Source organism: Streptomyces sp. DH10 (assembly GCF_029813805.1).
Taxonomy (GTDB): Bacteria; Actinomycetota; Actinomycetes; order Streptomycetales; family Streptomycetaceae; genus Streptomyces; species Streptomyces coeruleofuscus.
The window spans coordinates 492,517-509,351 of record NZ_JARVKU010000002.1 but is presented as its reverse complement, the minus strand read 5'-3'; the positions used below and the strand labels follow the sequence as shown (position 1 = coordinate 509,351).

The 16,835-nt window shown below is 68.4% G+C and carries 14 protein-coding genes; 4 read left to right on the top strand and 10 right to left on the bottom strand.

The window, feature by feature from the left end; genetic code table 11:
* Positions 1-121 precede the first annotated feature (121 nt).
* The 8 genes from QC385_RS05965 to rsmI all read right to left on the bottom strand — a co-directional run bounded on the left by QC385_RS05965 (position 122) and on the right by rsmI (position 9,221).
* Positions 122-1,930 (bottom strand): ABC-F family ATP-binding cassette domain-containing protein, encoded by a 1,809-nt coding sequence (locus tag QC385_RS05965; protein ID WP_279540204.1) that lies wholly within the window; start codon positions 1,928-1,930, stop codon positions 122-124.
* A gap of 71 nt (positions 1,931-2,001) precedes the next feature.
* Positions 2,002-3,243: a HEAT repeat domain-containing protein gene (locus QC385_RS05960; RefSeq protein WP_279540203.1), complete on the bottom strand. Its 1,242-nt coding sequence runs from the start codon at positions 3,241-3,243 to the stop codon at positions 2,002-2,004.
* Positions 3,244-3,311: 68 nt separating this feature from the next.
* Positions 3,312-4,211: a 4-(cytidine 5'-diphospho)-2-C-methyl-D-erythritol kinase gene (locus tag QC385_RS05955; RefSeq protein ID WP_279540202.1), complete on the bottom strand. Its 900-nt coding sequence runs from the start codon at positions 4,209-4,211 to the stop codon at positions 3,312-3,314.
* Positions 4,208-5,095, bottom strand: coding sequence for a 16S rRNA (adenine(1518)-N(6)/adenine(1519)-N(6))-dimethyltransferase RsmA (gene rsmA / locus QC385_RS05950; RefSeq protein ID WP_279540201.1), 888 nt, complete (start codon positions 5,093-5,095; stop codon positions 4,208-4,210). Before rsmA ends, QC385_RS05955 begins: the two co-directional genes overlap by 4 nt.
* A gap of 55 nt (positions 5,096-5,150) precedes the next feature.
* The gene (locus QC385_RS05945) at positions 5,151-6,617 is read right to left on the bottom strand and encodes a resuscitation-promoting factor (RefSeq protein WP_279540200.1); all 1,467 of its coding nucleotides are present in this window, start codon (positions 6,615-6,617) and stop codon (positions 5,151-5,153) included.
* Between the two features lie 140 nt (positions 6,618-6,757).
* Positions 6,758-7,639 carry a TatD family hydrolase gene (locus QC385_RS05940; RefSeq protein WP_279540199.1) on the bottom strand — a complete coding sequence of 294 codons (882 nt, stop codon included), beginning with the start codon at positions 7,637-7,639 and terminating at the stop codon, positions 6,758-6,760.
* Positions 7,640-7,718: 79 nt separating this feature from the next.
* Positions 7,719-8,129, bottom strand: coding sequence for a hypothetical protein (locus QC385_RS05935; protein WP_279540198.1), 411 nt, complete (start codon positions 8,127-8,129; stop codon positions 7,719-7,721).
* A gap of 243 nt (positions 8,130-8,372) precedes the next feature.
* A complete protein-coding gene (gene rsmI / locus QC385_RS05930; protein ID WP_279540197.1) occupies positions 8,373-9,221 on the bottom strand; it encodes a 16S rRNA (cytidine(1402)-2'-O)-methyltransferase in 849 nt (282 codons plus the stop codon).
* 112 nt (positions 9,222-9,333) lie between these two features.
* On the opposite strand from rsmI, the gene QC385_RS05925 reads away from it, so the two are divergent.
* Complete coding sequence (locus tag QC385_RS05925) at positions 9,334-11,079, top strand: dolichyl-phosphate-mannose--protein mannosyltransferase (protein WP_279540196.1); 1,746 nt, start codon at positions 9,334-9,336, stop codon at positions 11,077-11,079.
* Positions 11,080-11,312: 233 nt separating this feature from the next.
* Here the strand turns inward: QC385_RS05925 and QC385_RS05920 are convergent, their stop codons facing one another.
* Positions 11,313-11,693: a very short patch repair endonuclease gene (locus QC385_RS05920; protein ID WP_279540195.1), complete on the bottom strand. Its 381-nt coding sequence runs from the start codon at positions 11,691-11,693 to the stop codon at positions 11,313-11,315.
* 272 nt (positions 11,694-11,965) lie between these two features.
* Between QC385_RS05920 and QC385_RS05915 the strand changes: the two genes are divergently transcribed.
* Together QC385_RS05915 and QC385_RS05910 are read left to right on the top strand one after the other, a co-directional pair.
* Positions 11,966-13,195, top strand: a complete 1,230-nt coding sequence (locus QC385_RS05915; protein WP_279540194.1) for a DNA cytosine methyltransferase — start codon at positions 11,966-11,968, stop codon at positions 13,193-13,195.
* A 150-nt stretch (positions 13,196-13,345) separates the two neighbouring features.
* Positions 13,346-14,647 (top strand): Shedu anti-phage system protein SduA domain-containing protein, encoded by a 1,302-nt coding sequence (locus QC385_RS05910; RefSeq protein ID WP_279540193.1) that lies wholly within the window; start codon positions 13,346-13,348, stop codon positions 14,645-14,647.
* A gap of 46 nt (positions 14,648-14,693) precedes the next feature.
* Here the strand turns inward: QC385_RS05910 and QC385_RS05905 are convergent, their stop codons facing one another.
* Positions 14,694-15,080, bottom strand: coding sequence for a hypothetical protein (locus QC385_RS05905; protein WP_279540192.1), 387 nt, complete (start codon positions 15,078-15,080; stop codon positions 14,694-14,696).
* Between the two features lie 676 nt (positions 15,081-15,756).
* Here QC385_RS05905 and QC385_RS05900 point away from each other — a divergent pair.
* Positions 15,757-16,833, top strand: a complete 1,077-nt coding sequence (locus QC385_RS05900; RefSeq protein WP_279540191.1) for an LPO_1073/Vpar_1526 family protein — start codon at positions 15,757-15,759, stop codon at positions 16,831-16,833.
* Positions 16,834-16,835: the final 2 nt, after the last annotated feature.

The following is a 16,835-nucleotide window of genomic DNA, read 5'->3' as shown; positions in this document are numbered from 1 at the left end:
CATAAAGTTCTAAGACGACTCTTTGTATCACCAGGTTCCGACAGCGACCGGGCCGTCTCACCCCCTGTTCCCAAGGGCGGACCGGCCCGTGATGCCGCCGTTATGCGTCTTCACGCACCCTTCACGCGTCCTCGGCGAGTTCCAGCCAGCGCAGCTCCAGTTCCTCGCGCTGCCCGGCCAACTCGCGCAGCTCCGCGTCCAGTTCCGCCACCTTCGAGAAGTCCGTGGCGTTTTCGGCGATCTGCGCGTGCAGTTTGGTCTCCTTCTCGGAGACCTTGTCGAGCTGCCGCTCGATCTTCTGGAGTTCCTTCTTGGCGGCGCGCTGGTCGGCGGAGCTCTTCTCGGGGGTGGTGGTCCGCGGCGCCGCGGCGGGCGTCGAGGCGGCCGCGGCCTCCTCCATGCGCTGCCGCCGCTCCAGGTACTCGTCGATGCCGCGCGGCAGCATCCGCAGGGTGCCGTCGCCGAGCAGCGCGAACACCCGGTCGGTGGTGCGCTCGATGAAGAACCGGTCGTGGGAGATGACGATCATCGAGCCGGGCCAGCCGTCGAGCACGTCCTCCAGCTGCGTCAGCGTCTCGATGTCGAGGTCGTTGGTGGGCTCGTCGAGGAAGAGGACGTTGGGCTCGTCCATGAGCAGCCGCAGCAGCTGGAGCCGCCGCCGCTCACCGCCGGACAGGTCCCCGACCGGCGTCCACTGCTTCTCCTTGGTGAAGCCGAACGTCTCGCACAGCTGCCCGGCCGTCATCTCGCGCCCCTTGCCCAGGTCGACGCGCTCGCGTACCTGCTGCACGGCCTCCAGCACGCGCGTGGCCGGGTCGAGTTCGGCGACCTCCTGCGAGAGGTAGGCCAGCTTGACGGTCTTGCCGACGCGGATGCGGCCGCCCGCCGGCTGGGCGTCGCCGTCGGTCCGGGCCGCCTCGGCCATGGCCCGCAGCAGGGACGTCTTCCCGGCGCCGTTGACGCCGACGAGACCGATCCGGTCGCCGGGCCCGAGCTGCCAGGTGACGTGCTTGAGGAGGACCTTGGGACCGGCCTGGACGGTGATGTCCTCCAGGTCGAACACGGTCTTGCCCAGCCGGGTGGAGGCGAACTTCATCAGCTCGCTGCTGTCCCGGGGCGGCGGTACGTCCGCGATGAGCTCGTTGGCGGCCTCGACGCGGAAGCGCGGCTTGGACGTACGGGCGGGTGCCCCGCGGCGCAGCCAGGCCAGCTCCTTGCGGACGAGGTTCTGCCGCTTGACCTCCTCGGTGGCGGCGATGCGCTCGCGCTCGGCACGGGCGAAGACGTAGTCGGAGTAGCCGCCCTCGTACTCGTAGACGTCTCCGCGCTGGACGTCCCACATGCGCGTGCAGACCTGGTCAAGGAACCAGCGGTCGTGGGTGACGCAGACGAGGGCGGACCGGCGGTTCTGGAGGTGCCGGGCGAGCCAGGCGATGCCCTCGACGTCGAGGTGGTTGGTGGGCTCGTCGAGGACGAGCAGGTCCTGCTCCTCGATGAGGAGCTTGGCGAGGGCGATGCGGCGCCGCTCACCGCCGGACAGCGGGCCGATGACGGTGTCGAGCCCCTTGGGGAACCCCGGCAGGTCGAGGCCGCCGAACAGGCCGGTCAGGACGTCCCTGACCTTGGCGACGCCCGCCCACTCGTGGTCGGCCATGTCGCCGATGACCTCATGGCGGACGGTGGCCTGCGGGTCGAGGGAGTCGTGCTGCGTGAGCACGCCGATGCGCAGACCGCCGGAGTGCGTGACGCGCCCGGTGTCGGCCTCCTCCAGCCTGGCGAGCATCCGGATCAGCGTGGTCTTGCCGTCGCCGTTGCGGCCGACGACGCCGATGCGTTCCCCTTCGGAGACGCCGAGGGAAACGCCGTCGAGCAGGGCGCGGGTGCCGTACACCTTGCTGACGTTCTCGACATTGACCAGGTTGACGGCCATTTCTCTCCTGACGAGGGGGGTGGATCGACCCTCCAGGGTAGTCGGGCGGCGGGGTGCTCCGGCCGGGGTGTTCAGGAGTGCTCGGCGGCTTCCCGGCGGCGCTGGTACCGCCACACGTCCATCAGCCTCTCGTCGTACGGCAGCTCCGCGTCGACGGGGCCGATCCGGTGCTGGGCCTCCACACAGCGCGGATCGTCACGGTAGGCCAGGCCGGACACGGCGCAGATGCGGATCGGCTGCCGCTCGTCATGGGTGAGCGCGACCAGTGCGTCACCGGCCTCGGGGTCGGGCCCCCGGTAGTGAGCCAGCCAGCGGCACGCCGCCTCGCGTGCGCCGGGGTCCTCGTCGCGGGCCAGGGTGAGCACCGCGGTGAGGCTCTCGGGACCGACCTGGGACCGGCCGTCCTCGGAGTGCCCCAGGGCGTCCGTCACCAGAGCGCGCACCCTGGGGTCCGGATGGGCGAGGTGCAGCAGGCCGACGGCCTCGATCTCCGGGGCGCTGTCGTGGGTCATCGCCTGGAGGATGACCGCCAGCACCTCCGGGTCCTCCTCCTGTTCGGCCCAGGGCACGAGCTCCCTCCCCCGCTCCCAGAACGGGTCACCTCCCTTGACGGGATCTCCGAGGATCAGGAGCAGCAGGACGTCGGCGGCGAGCAGGCGGTGCAGCCGGTCGGGGTGGTTGAGCAGGTCCCTGGTCCACTGCCAGGTCTCCTCGTCCAGCCGGCGGCCGAGCGTGAACACCACGTCCGACCACACGACGTGGTCCCGGTCGGGGTGCGCGAGGGCCCGCGCGACGAGCTCGTCGAACGGGGCACGGACGCCGTACCGCTCCTCCGTGGTGGTGAGGACCGCCCGGTGCTCGTCGCGTACGGTCAGCCCGCCGAGCGTGAGCTGCTCACACCACCAGCCGACCTCGTCGTCCTCTACCCGGCTCCTCTCGACGGGCCCCGTCAGGCCGGTGCGCCGGCGCAGCTCCGCCTCCGCGCCCGTCTCCACCCAGTGCCGGGCGCGGGCCAGCAGCTCTTCGCGCTCCGGCGCGGGGAGCGGCACCCGGTGGGAGGCGAGCGCGTAGACCATGTGATGTGACCCGCCGTCCACCGCCCGCAGCAGCGGGGTGCTCCCGTCGGGCAGCCGACGCAGGGGGTCGGCACCGGCCTGGAGCAGCGCTTCGGCCACGGGTTCGTCGTACGCCGCCACCGCCCGGCACAGGACCGGGAGGCCGTCGTCGAGGATTTCGGGATCGGCCCCGGACTCCAGCAGTGCCCGGACCTCGTCCGCGTGTCCGCGTCGTACGGCCGTGACCAGTTCTTGCACGCCTGCGCCCCCCGTCGTCGAGAACAACCGGGGGAGCCTAAGTGCCGGGAACCGGCCGCCGCACGGGATTAACGCCCGGCGACCGTGGCCCCGGGTGCCGGGCCGGAGGCCGTCCGCACGGTCCGGCACGTGCCGGACGCCACCAGCGCCTGCGCCACCGCGGCCGCCGACTCCGGGTCGCGGACGAGGAACGCCGTGGTCGGGCCGGAGCCGGAGACCAGGGCGGCGAGGGCGCCGGCGGCGCGGCCCGTGGCCAGGGTGCCGGCGAGTTCCGGGAAGAGGGAGAGGGCGGCGGGCTGGAGGTCGTTGGAGACGGCGGCGGCGAGCGCGTCCGGGTCGCCCTTCGCCAGGGCTGCGAGGAGTTCCTGGGAAGCGACGGGCTCGGGGACGTCCGTGCCCTCGCCGAGCCGGTCGAACTCCCGGAACACGGCCGGGGTGGACAGGCCGCGGCCGGCCATCGCGAACACCCAGTGGAAGGTGCCGCCGACCTCCAGCGGCGTCAGCTGCTCACCCCGCCCGACACCCAGCGCGGCCCCGCCGACCAGGCTGAACGGCACGTCGCTGCCCAGCTCGGCGCAGATGTCGAGCAGTTCGTCCCGGGAGGCGCCGGTTCCCCACAGCGCGTCGCAGGCGACCAGCGCGCCGGCGCCGTCAGCGCTGCCGCCCGCCATGCCACCGGCGACGGGGATGTCCTTGGCGATGTGGATGTGCACGCCGGGTGTCCGGCCGTACCGCTCGGCGAGCGCTTCGGCCGCCCGTGCGGCCAGGTTCGTACGGTCCAGGGGGACCTGGTCGGCGTCCGGGCCCTCGCAGGTGACGCGGAGCTCGTCGGCCGGGGTGACGGTGACCTCGTCGTAGAGGCCGACCGCGAGGAAGACGTTGGCCAGGAGGTGGAAGCCGTCGGGGCGGGCGGGGCCGACCGCCAGCTGGACGTTGACCTTGGCGGGGACCCGGACCGTCACGCTCACGCGGACTCCTCCTGCTGGGGCTGGCTCTGCTTGTGCTCGGCGATCCGCGCGAACTCCTCCACGGTCAGCGACTCGCCCCGCGCCTGCGGTGAGACCCCGGCGGCGACGAGGGCGGCCTCCGCGGCGGCGGCGGATCCGGCCCAGCCGGCGAGCGCGGCCCGCAGCGTCTTGCGGCGCTGGGCGAAGGCGGCGTCGACGACGGCGAACACCTCGCGCCTGGAGGCCGTCGTCTCCAGCGGCTCGGTCCGGCGGACGAGGGAGACCAGGCCGCTGTCGACGTTGGGCGCGGGCCAGAAGACGTTCCGTCCGATGGCACCGGCCCGCTTGACCTCGGCGTACCAGTTGGCCTTGACCGACGGGACGCCGTACACCTTGGAGCCGGGCGGGGCGGCGAGGCGGTCGGCGACCTCCGACTGGACCATGACCAGGGTGCGTTCGATGCTCGGGAAGGCTTCGAGCATGTGCAGCAGGACCGGGACGGCCACGTTGTAGGGGAGGTTGGCGACCAGCGCGGTCGGGGCGGGGCCGGGCAGCTCCGTGACGTGCATCGCGTCGGAGTGGACGAGGGCGAACCGGTCGGCGCGCTCGGGCATGCGGGCCGTGATGGTCGCGGGCAGCGCGGCGGCGAGCACGTCGTCGATCTCGACGGCCGTGACGCGGTCGGCGACCTCCAGCAGGGCGAGCGTCAGGGACCCGAGGCCCGGCCCCACCTCGACGACCACGTCGTCGGGGTGGACCTGTGCGGTGCGGACGATACGGCGGACGGTGTTCGCGTCGATCACGAAGTTCTGGCCGCGTTGCTTGGTGGGGCGTACGCCGAGGGCTGCCGCGAGTTCGCGGACGTCGGCGGGGCCGAGGAGGGCGTCGGGGGCGGGGCTGGTCACGGGGACAAGGGTACGGGGGGTTCGGGGGGCGGGTTTCTCCGCCTGCGGTCGACCCCTACCCACGCAAGCGGCCCCCGCAGTGCGGCCAAGGGCTCGCCCCCCGGCGCACATACAGCTTCTTGGCGCGGTACGTCTGTTCCGCCGCCGGGGCGTCCTGGGGGCGGCCCCTGCCGCCGAGGGCCTGCCAGGTCTGGGTGTCGAACTGGTAGAGGCCGCCGTAGGTGCCCGACGAGTCGACCGCGTCGGGGCGGCCGCCGGACTCGCAGGCCGCGAGACCCTGCCAGTCGAGGTGGTCGGCGCCCTGCACGGACGCCGGTCGCGGCTTCGTGCCGACCTTCACCACTTGCGGGCGTGGTTCGCGCACCACCTCGGACCGGATCCGGCGCGGCTTCTGCTTGACGCCGTTGACGGTGCGCAGGGAGTAGGTGACCCGGCGCAGGCCGGGCCGGCCCGCCTCTTCGACGACCTCCGTGCCGCGGAACAGGGTCGGGTCGTCGGTCCGCCGCACATGAAAGGGGATCGGCTCCTCACGGACCTCCTTGCCGCCGGTGATCCGCAGCACCGTGACGGTCTGCCCGTCGCGCGGGAAGCTCCCCTGCGGGACCGACGTGGTGTCCTGGCCGCGCAGGGTGATCCCGGCCTCCTCGACGGCCTCCCGCACGGTCGCCGCGTTGGTGCGGACGGTGCGGGCCCGGCCGTCCGCCATGATCGTGACGGCGCGTTCGGTCCGCACGTCCAGCGCGAGCCCTTCCCGCCCGATCCGCTGGGAGCGCGACGTGGACACGTACGCGCCCTCCTGTCGCACCCCCAGCTGCCGCAGCGCCCCCTCCACGGTGTGTGCCGTCGTCCACACCTCGCTGCGCTGTCCGTCGAGGGTGAGCCGCAAGGGACGGCCGTAGTGCACGGCCACCTCGTCGCCGCTGGTGAGCTCCGTGCCGGGTCCGGGTGCCACCACGTCGTGGGCGCCGACGTCGACACCCTCCTCCGCCAGCAGCTCGGTGACGTCGTCGGCGAAGGTGTGCAGGGTGCGCGCCTTGCCGTCGACGTTCAGCTCGATCGCCTTGTCCTTGGCGACGAACGCCGTGGTGCCGCCCGCCAGGAAGGCGACGACCAGGGCCTGCGGGAGCAGCCGCCGCATGGAGCCGTCGCCCGGCCGCTCGGCGTACCGCGTCTTGCGCCGGCGCGCGGACCGCCGGTGCGAGCCGGTGCGCGCCGCGGCGCGGGCTTCCGCGCGCGTGGTGCGCGCGCCGGTCGCGGGCGGTGCCGCACCGTCGTCGTGGGCGCCCTGCCGGGGCACCCCGGGCAGGGACGGCACCTCGTAGGCGGGCCGGTAGGTGTCGTCGTGGGCGACGGGCGCCCCGGGCGTCCCGTACCCGAGCGTCTCGGCGCTGTGCGGATCGGCGGGCGGCGCGTCGAAACCGCCGTACACCGGGTCCGCGCAGGCCGGGCCGTACGTCTCGCACTTCTCGTACGTCTCGAATGTCTCGTACGTCTTGTAGGTCTCGTACCGCGAGTTGCTCACGCCGACACGCTCCAGGGGCCGGAGGGGGTCCAGAGGGGTCCGGATCGGGCCCCCAGAACCTAGCGGAGCGTTCGTCACTCTCCAAAGCGACGCGACTACGCACAGTCGTGCTGCGCGGCTCGGATCAGGCGCGGCTCGGATCAGTAGCCGAAGGCGCGCGCCGTGTTCTGCGCGAGAGCCGTCGCCAGCGTGTCCTCGTCGACGCCGCGCGCCTCGGCCATGGCCCGCACGGTGACCGGCACGAGGTACGGGGCGTTGGGCCGGCCGCGGTACGGCACCGGCGTGAGGAAGGGCGCGTCCGTCTCCACCAGCAGCAGCTCCGGCGGGGCCACCGCCACCGCGTCCCGCAGGTTCTGGGCGTTCTTGAAGGTGACGTTGCCGGCGAAGGACATGAAGTAGCCCGCGCTCGCGCAGATCTCCGCCATCTCGGCGTCGCCGGAGTAGCAGTGGAAGACGGTGCGCTCGGGGGCGCCCTCCTCCTTCAGCACGCGCAGGACGTCGGCGTGGGCGTCGCGGTCGTGGATGACCAGGGCCTTGCCGTGCCGCTTGGCGATCTCGATGTGGGCGCGGAAGGACATCTCCTGCGCGTCCTTGCCCTCGGGCCCGGTGCGGAAGTAGTCGAGGCCCGTCTCACCGACGCCCTTGACCTGGGGCAACGCGGCCAGCCGGTCGATCTCGGCGAGCGCGTCGTCCAGGGCGGCCCGGCCGCCGGGTTCGCGGGCGCCCTGCCTCGACCAGCCGTCGGGGTCGCCGTGAACGATCCGGGGCGCCTCGTTCGGGTGCAGGGCGACCGTCGCGTGGACGGCGTCGTACGCGGCCGCCGTCTCGGCCGCCCAGCGGGAGCCCGCCAGGTCGCAGCCGACCTGCACCACCGTCGTCACCCCGACCGACGCCGCCTTCGCCAGTGCCTCCTCGACCGTGCCGGACTGCATGTCCAGATGGGTGTGGGAGTCGGCGACCGGCACGCGGAGGGGGTCCGGGAGCGGGGGCGCGGCGTGCTTGCCGGAGTCGTTCGAAGGCATGCCCCGATCCTACGAAAGGGGTACGCCCTCCCCGATGGGGGAGGACCGGGGAGGGCGTCGACAAGGGGAGCCGGACGGGTCAGCTCGCCTTGCGCTGGAAGGGGTGCAACAGGTCGGACAGCTGCCAGTGGTGGTGCTCGGGCTGGTCGTCGGCGCCCTCTGACACGGGCGCCTCCACGGGCCCGGCGGGCGGCGGCACGCGGTGATGCCGGTGCTCCGCGTTGCGCGCCGACTCGACCCGCCCGGGCCGCATGATCCGTACGACGTGCCCGTCGCAGTTCTGGCACGTGGGCTTGCTCAACGGGGAGGGCACGACCTTGCCGTCCGCCACGTAGAAGACGACCTCGTGTCCCGCGGCGTCCGTGTGGTGCTCTATCTCGTAGGACTGCTCCCAGCCGTACCCGCAGCGCATGCAGGCGAAGGAGTACGACTCGTTGACGACGGCGTTCGCACCGGCGCGGAGCCCGGTCCGCCCTGCGATCTCACTCATGCCAGCTCCTGTTCCGCTGTGGCGTGAGGACGATTCCGTCCCCGCGACCCAGTGGACTCCTCGGCCGGACCGAAGGCAGCAGAACTGCCGACTATTGGCGCCGTTTTGGGGGTTCCTTGCCTCAGCGCGCCTCCTGCTTTGCCCGCCCATGGGGGCACGCCCCTGAGGGGCGCGGGGAACTGCGCGATCAACCACACACGACCCGCGCCCCGCGAAGCACCCGAGGCCCCACCCCGAACCCGGCTACCCCGCGGCGTTCTTCGCGGCGACCACCGCGTCGAAGACCTGCCGCTTCGGCACCCCGGCCCCCTGAGCCACCGCGGCGATCGCCTCCTTGCGCCGCTCCCCGGCCTCCTCCCGCACCCGGACCCGCCGCACCAGCTCCTCCGCCGTGACTTCGTCGGGCCCGCGCTCCGGCGCCCCCTCCACGACCACGGTGATCTCCCCGCGCACACCCTCCGCGGCCCAGGCCGCCAGCTCGCCCAGCCCCCCGCGCCGTACTTCCTCGTACGTCTTCGTCAGCTCCCGGCACACCGCGGCCCGCCGCTCCGCCCCGAACACCTCGGCCATCGCCGCGAGCGTGTCGTCGAGCCGGTGCGGGGCCTCGAAGTAGACGAGCGTGCGCCGCTCCCCGGCCACCTCCCGCAGCCGCCCCAGCCGCTCGCCGGCCTTGCGCGGCAGGAACCCCTCGAAGCAGAACCGGTCGACGGGCAGACCCGACAGCGCGAGCGCCGTGAGCACGGCGGACGGCCCGGGCACGGCGGTGACCCGCACGTCCCGCTCCACGGCGGCGGCGACCAGCCGGTAGCCGGGGTCGGAGACCGACGGCATCCCCGCGTCCGTGACGAGCAGCACCCGCGCCCCGCCCACCAGCTCTTCCACCAGCTCCGGGGTCCGCGCGGACTCGTTGCCCTCGAAGTACGACACCACCCTCCCCTTGGGCGTGACGCCGAGTGCCTGGGTCAGCCGCCGCAGCCGCCGCGTGTCCTCGGCGGCGACGACATCGGCTCCGGCCAGTTCCTCGGCGAGCCGGGGCGGGGCGTCCGCGATGTCGCCGATGGGGGTGCCTGCGAGTACGAGGGTTCCGGTCACGCCCTCCATCCTCCCAGGGGCCGGGGACGCACACTCCGCCCAGGGGCGGAGGATGGGGACGCATACCGGCCATGCACGGGACTCACACAGCACGGTTCCCTACGATGGCGCGGTGACCAGTACCGCGTCCTCCACGGACACCCGGCAGGGCCAGGCGCCGCACGAGCAGCGGCCGCCCTGGCAGCAGCGGCTGCGCCGCTTCGGCTACCAGCAGCCAAGAAGCGACGCCCGTGACGTCCGTGACCGGCTGGTGCCGCCGTACACCGAGCCCGGTCCGCGCCTGTGGGCCGCACTCGGCATCCCGCACACGCTCGCGGGGCGGCTGGTGCGCTGGTCGGGCTGGATCGGCCCGCTGCTCGTCACCCTGCTGGCGGGCGTGCTGCGGTTCTGGAACCTGGGCAACCCCAAGGCGGTGATATTCGACGAGACGTACTACGCCAAGGACGCGTGGGCGCTCGTCCACCGCGGTTTCGAAGTCAACTGGGACAAGAACGCCAACGACCTGGTCCTCTCGTCCGGCGGGCACGTCACCATCCCGACGGACGCGGCGTACGTCGTGCACCCGCCGGTCGGCAAGTACGTCATCGGGCTCGGCGAGCTGCTGTTCGGCTTCGATCCGTTCGGCTGGCGGTTCATGACGGCGCTGCTCGGCACGCTGTCGGTGCTGCTGCTGTGCCGGATCGGCCGCCGGCTGTTCCACTCGACCTTCCTGGGGTGCCTGGCGGGCGCGCTGATGGCGGTGGACGGCCTGCACTTCGTGATGAGCCGCACGGCGCTGCTCGACGGCGTGCTGATGTTCTTCGTGCTGGCCGCGTTCGGCTGTCTGCTCGTCGACCGGGACAAGGCCCGCGAGAAACTCGCCGCGGCGCTCCCGGTGGACGCCGACGGCCGGGTCCGGCCCGACCGGCAGGTCGCGGAGACGGCCCGCCTGGGATGGCGCCCCTGGCGCTGGGCGGCGGGCCTGATGCTGGGCCTGGCCTTCGGCACGAAGTGGAACGGCCTCTACATCCTGGCCGCGTTCTGCCTGATGGCGGTCCTGTGGGACGTCGGCTCGCGCAGGGTCGCCGGCGCCCGGCACCCGTACTCGGCGGTGTTCAGGCGCGACACGGGCCTGGCGTTCGTCGCCACGGTCCCGGTCGCGATCGTCACCTACGTGCTGTCCTGGACCGGCTGGATCCTCTCCTCCACCGACGGCAAGGGCGGCTACTTCCGCAACTGGGCCGCGACCGACGGCAAGGGCGGCAGCTGGACCTTCCTGCCCGACTGGCTGCGCAGCCTGTGGCACTACGAGCACCAGGTGTACGAGTTCCACGTCGGCCTGTCCTCGCCGCACACCTACCAGTCCAACCCGTGGAGCTGGCTGGTCCTGGGCCGCCCGGTGTCGTACTTCTACGAGTCGCCCGCGCCCGGCAAGGACGGCTGCCCGGCCGACGCGGGCGAGAAGTGCGCCCGCGAGGTCCTGGCCCTCGGCACGCCGCTGCTGTGGTGGGTCGCCTGCTTCGCGGTCCTCTACGTCCTGTGGCGCTGGCTGCTGCGCCGCGACTGGCGCGCGGGCGCCATCGCCTGCGGCATCGCGGCCGGCTACCTGCCCTGGTTCATGTACCAGGAGCGCACGATCTTCTTCTTCTACGCCATCGTCTTCCTGCCGTTCCTGTGCCTGGCGGTGGCCATGCTCCTCGGCGCGATCATCGGCCCACCCCGCTCCACCGACACCCGCCGCGTCGTCGGCGCCACGGGCGCGGGCGTGCTCGTCCTGCTGATCGCGTGGAACTTCATCTATTTCTGGCCCCTGTACACGGGCCAGGCCATCCCCATCGACGACTGGCGGGCGCGGATGTGGCTGGACACCTGGGTCTAGCTGGACAGACGCGCACTTGGCCCGACGCCCGGCGCCGGGCCATCTTGGTCGTTGTTGGTCGTTAGCGGTTGTCGTAGGCCGCCCTCGGACGGCCCGAGGACGGCCCGGCTCTGGGCACCGGCAGATTTACAGCGGGCTCAGTCCGTCCTCTGCGACCTGCACTTTCCCCTGCGTCTGCTCCCTATAGGGGACACATGAAGGAAACAGCATTCGACCCCGGCAGCCCTGCCGCATCACGGAGCGCGTCGAGCCTCGACCGCGCGTCGTACCTTCTCCGCAGCCGTGTGGGGGTCCTCGTGCTCCCAGACGCGAACGGCTACCCAGCCAGCCTCTTGTAGGCGCCGGTTCGTGTCCTCGTCTCGCGCTTTGTTCCGGGCAACCTTCTCAGCCCAGAACGCGGCGTTGCGCTTGGCGACCGTGTGATGAGTTGGGCACCCGTGCCAGAAGCAGCCATCCAAGTAGACGGCGACCTTCGCCCTGACGAATACCAGGTCTGCGGTCCTGCGTACCTTCGGCAGGGGGCGAACCGAGACGCGGTAGCGGAGGCCTAGGGCGTGAACCGCCCGCCTCAGTGCCAGCTCCGGTCGCGTGTCACGGCTTCGGTTACCTCTCATGCTGCCTTGAGTGGCGCTGCTGGAGGCCCAGGATTCGTTGCGTGGTCCCACTGAAGCGACGGTAGTCCAGCACCCCGCCACCGCGTGCTCTGGCTGCTCACGCGAGTTCGTCAGCCGAAACAAGCTCCTCCGCACTCAAAGCGCCCCGCCTCGGGCGTTCCAAGTTGCCTCGTCACGGGCGAGCTCACTCATCTGGACCGAGCCAGGACCTCACGCACACCTCCACTTGCTACCCCCCAGAGCCCTTCACAGAAAGAAGTACAGGAGAGACCATGCGTCAGTCCTTCCTCAAGGAACGTGGGATCATCGACCCCATGCCGAACCACGATGCCGCCACCCGACCACTGACTGTTGCAGGGCTGTTTGCCGGCATCGGCGGGGTCGAGCTCGGGCTTCAGGCAGCAGGCATGCAGACCAAGCTGCTGTGCGAGTGGTGGGAACCTGCTCAGGCTGTACTGAATCACCGCTTTCCCGACACTCCGCTCCATAGCGACATTCAAACGTTGAAGACGCTCCCTGACGTTGACATCGTGACGGCTGGCTTTCCATGTACCGACTTGTCGCAAGCCGGCCGAACTGAAGGCATTCACGGGAAAGCATCAGGGATGATCAAGCACCTTTTCGAACTTCTGGAGGATGCTTCTCCCCGGTGGGTGGTCATCGAGAACGTGCGCAACATGCTCTCCCTCGACCGCGGTACAGCAATGGAGTACTTGGTCGGCGAATTTGAGCGGCTCGGTTACACGTGGGCTTACCGACTCGTTGACTCGCGCTTCACGGGGGTACCTCAGCGACGGCAAAGGGTGATCTTCGTTGCATCACGCACCGAAGATCCACGCACTGTCCTCTTCGCAGACCATGCCGAAGAACGCCCCGAATCCGACTACAAGGACGACGCGTACGGCTTCTACTGGACCGAGGGAAACACCGGGCTGGGATGGGCGAAGGATGCCCTTCCCACCCTCAAGGGCGGATCAGGTCTTGGCATTCCCTCATCTCCGGCTGTATGGGTGCGCGGCGCAGCACCCGGCCGGTCCATCCTGACTCCCCTCATTGAGGATGCCGAGGAAATGCAGGGGTTCCCGCGCGATTGGACCAAGGCAGCACTAGAGGTTGCCCGCCCTGGTGTGCGATGGAAGCTCGTTGGCAATGCGGTCACCGTGGGTGTTTCAGAATGGCTGGGGCGTCGCCTGCAAAGCCCTGGCGAGTACAACGAGACAGGCGAACTAATCCTCCCAAAGGGGATGAAGTGGCCCACATCAGCTTGGGGAAACGCAGCGGATCACCGCTGGGATGTGGGGGCCGGCCTGTGGCCCGAGCAGCAGGAATACCGGCATCTGCTGGACGTCATGAACCCGGACACAGCCGTGCCTCTGAGCTTGCGAGCCACCTCAGGCTTCCACAAGCGCCTACTCAAGAGTCGCCTCCGCTACCCCGAAGAATTTTCCACGGCCCTCGGGGAGCACTCCGACTACATGCAGGGTCTCGTCTCCACTGCATGACTTGAGAGATCTCGAGGCCTGACTCGGTTTCGCGAGCACAGATGGCCCGGAATATCCGAGCGGCAGGGGTTGCGGATGCGGGCTGCGTCCAGCATCCGCAACCCAGTACCACCTGGCCCCGGCCCAAAGCATCGGCGTAGAATCGCACGTATGGCGCCCGAGGGAAACCTGGCACACCTGTCTGAACTGCTCGACAGGGAACACGAGAGACCTATCAACAACAAGTACGACGAAGCGCGAGACTTCAGCGCCCGATTGCTCAATTTATCCCCTTCCAAGGTGTATTTCACCTATGTCTCAAGGGTGAGCAACTTCAGCGTTCGCGCCGTTCAGTCTCCGGCTGCAGTACAAGCGACCGTCGTTGTTGCCCTCATTAAGCTTCGAACCGAAGATGAGGCAACGCATCGAGCTGCCGAAAAACTCGCGGCCAAAACGGGAAAAGCAATTCTGTTGTTGCAGCGGGTCAGTGACGACAGTATTGAGTGGACCGTAATGGGCGGCTACTACGTGACGGTTGACCGCCATACCGGAGAAATCGCCAATCGCATCACAGAGTCCTTCGGCGGTCCACCTCTGCGAGGGATCGACATCAGCCCAAGCGAGGCAGCTACCAGCGCCCTTGAGTACTTCGATCGGCTTGGCCTCAGTGGTGCAGGGGTTGGCGCCGTCCTTTCACAGCGGCGCGATATTTCCAGCATTGTCGCATTCGCCGCCGCTTCGAGTGCTGCCGGCCTGTCTGCTGCGGAGACCGCTGTCATCGCTAAACGACGAGCTTTGATCGCGGAACTGAAGCAGATGATCGCCGACCCCTCCACGACCGAGACTGACCTGCACAGGAAAATCAAGGGGAACTACTGGATTTTCGGCGGCAGGTATACTGGCATCGCGCGCGCCTCAATTATGCCGATGGACCGGTACGATATTCCCCTATTCTGCGCGGACGGTTCCCTGCATATCGTCGAGCTCAAGGGGTCCTACATCACCGACCTTGTCGAGCGCCACAGACAACACCTAATTGTCGGCGCGAAAGTTCATGAAGCAGTAATGCAGGCCGCCAACTACATCCGCCAGCTTGACGAAGGCGGCGCGACCATGCAAACGATCTACCAAAATAGCGGCCTAAATTACGATCTGCGACGAGGTCGAGCCACTGTCGTAATCGGCAATCAGGAGTTCGTGGATATCCCTGCAGAACCTGTACGGCAGGTCGGAGCCGTTACTCGGCCAATGATTGATCAAACCATCCGAACCTATAATTCTCTCATCAATCGGGTCGAAGTCCTGACTTGGGCAGATCTACTAGATGCTGCGGACCGGTCACTTCGATTCGAAGAAGAGGTCGCGGAGAACCTTGCGACCGATGCCTCTAATACGCCTGGAAGCGATGAACCTCAGGGAGATGCGTCTGAGGCCGACGAAAACACTGGGCAAGCAGAGGCAACGATCTTCTAGGGACACGGAGCGTGCCCCACGCCCTCCCCACGGGGTCACCGACCCTTCAGCGCTGCTGCGTCGGTACGGCCGTGTACAGCAGTCGGAGACCGTGCATAACGGCATGGAACGCAGCCGCGATCTCGCGCGCCCTCTGCTCAGTCTCGATCGCCCACATGGAGATGTAGTCAGGCGCAATGTTGGCCTGCGTCACCGCGTCCGTGAGCACCAGAGTCTCAGCTGCAGACCGCAGGATTGCCACTGCTTCGTCCGGAATGGTGGGCCCGCTGCAGGAGAAAGCGTCGAGCTCCACCTTCCAGCGTTGCCCCTGCCGAGCGACGCACACAAAGATCATGTCGTTGGCCTTGGCACTCCTGTAGGCCGCGTGGTGAGCCTCCGGCTTGGTGCAATCGGGGACGAGTGAAGGCGGGAGGGGCGTTCCAGGCGTCGGCATGCTCCCATCGTCGCAGGCCGTCGCTTCGTCAATCAGTGGAACGCCCATCCTCACGACCGGCGCGCGGCCTCACTTCCAGGCCGCGCCCGCTTTCCGACTGTCCGCGTCCGTGACCGGTGCCATTCGCTGGCGTTCGCGCCACAGCTCAGAAGCGGTGCGCTGGCGCTACAGGGAATGGCAGTCGCGTACGGGCCGGCAGGGCTAAGGCGACTGAGCAGTTTTACAGTCCTCTCAAGATCACCACCCCGTACACCGCCTGACCTGCGGCTCTTCTGAGCATCGAGCAGGGAGAGACAAGTTTCGTCCTCGTCTCGTCCACCAGCAACGCGAAAGCCCGCGAACTCATGCGCCACAGACCGTTGGTGTCGCAGAATGCTGGAATGACTGGAGCACAGCGGACCGTGCTGGTGAGCACCACAGCAGCCCTGGGATTGGCCTGTCTCGCAGCAAGCGTCTACCTCGGGCTGGATCGAGCGGACAAGATCGCCAGCATCATCAGCGCCATCGCTGGGCTCGGATCACTGGCCATAGCCGTGTATCAACTGACACAGTCCGCAGGCGGACGAGCCGGCGGAGCCCCACCTCGACAGGTACAGAGAGGTGGCGACAACTCCACGAACATTCAAAGCGGCGGAAATATCACGTTCGGCGATAGCAACAACCTAGGTGGCGGTCGTTGATCTGGCGACAGAAACAGCGTGGTGGCGACGGCTCCACCAACATCCAGGCACAGGTGGTGCGATATGGCGTCAGCTACAGCGACGCTAGAGCTATCGCCATGGATGTTTTCAAAGAGAACTTCGCTAAACTCTCGCAGAGCGCCCACAGGCTAGCAATCGACCGAGCCGACGAGTTCACCGTGAATTTTTTGAGCGAACTCCAAGATAGGAAACCAGAGGCGATCCAGAACATTGAGGATCCGGGTGTGCAATCAGACATCCTGGAAGCTCAAGCCGGTTTCGCGAAAAGCGGCGATAAAGACCTTGGCCAAGTGCTAGTTGACATCTTGGTCGACAGAACCGCGAGAACGGAGAGGACGACAGCAAGCCTGGCTCTGAGTGCCGCAGTAGCTACGGCACAGAAGCTCACAGGTACGCAGTTCGCAGCTCTGACTACAATGTTCATCTTCAAGCAGATGAGATTCCTTCGAGTCACCCATCACGAGGAGCTCTATCGGCACATCTCCTTCTGTTTGACACCCTTGAGGGATGAGCTAATTCGCCTCACAGACTCAGATGTTCAGTATCTAGCGGCCCTCGGCTGCATCACGATCTCCATGGGATCCAGTTCAATCCATGAGACATTGCAGCAGGAATACCCTGGGCTCTTCTCCGAAGGATTCGACTTCATTTCACTTAGCCCAGATCTGGGCGATATCCCAGAAACCCCTGAAGTCATAGTCAATAAGCTCGTTGGAACACCGATCGTAACAAAGAGCCTGAGGTATCCCGATAAAATCAGGGTCGCCGCCGCGCACAGCGAGGCACTGCATCAGCTTGTAACAGAAAACGGGTTCCCCGAGTATGAGCAAATCCTGCAGGAGGCACTCACCGCTAGACCAGTAAGTGGCGATGTGATTATGGCGGAACTGCGTGAGCACAGCCCCGCAACAGGCGAGATAGCTGACGTTTACAATGCCAAATCTCTGTCAAATTGCACTAATACGGCTATTGGTACTGCTATTGCACATGCCAATCTACGCAAAGCGACTGAAGGGAAGTTCAGTGTCGCTCTGGATGTATGGCTTTCGTAGTC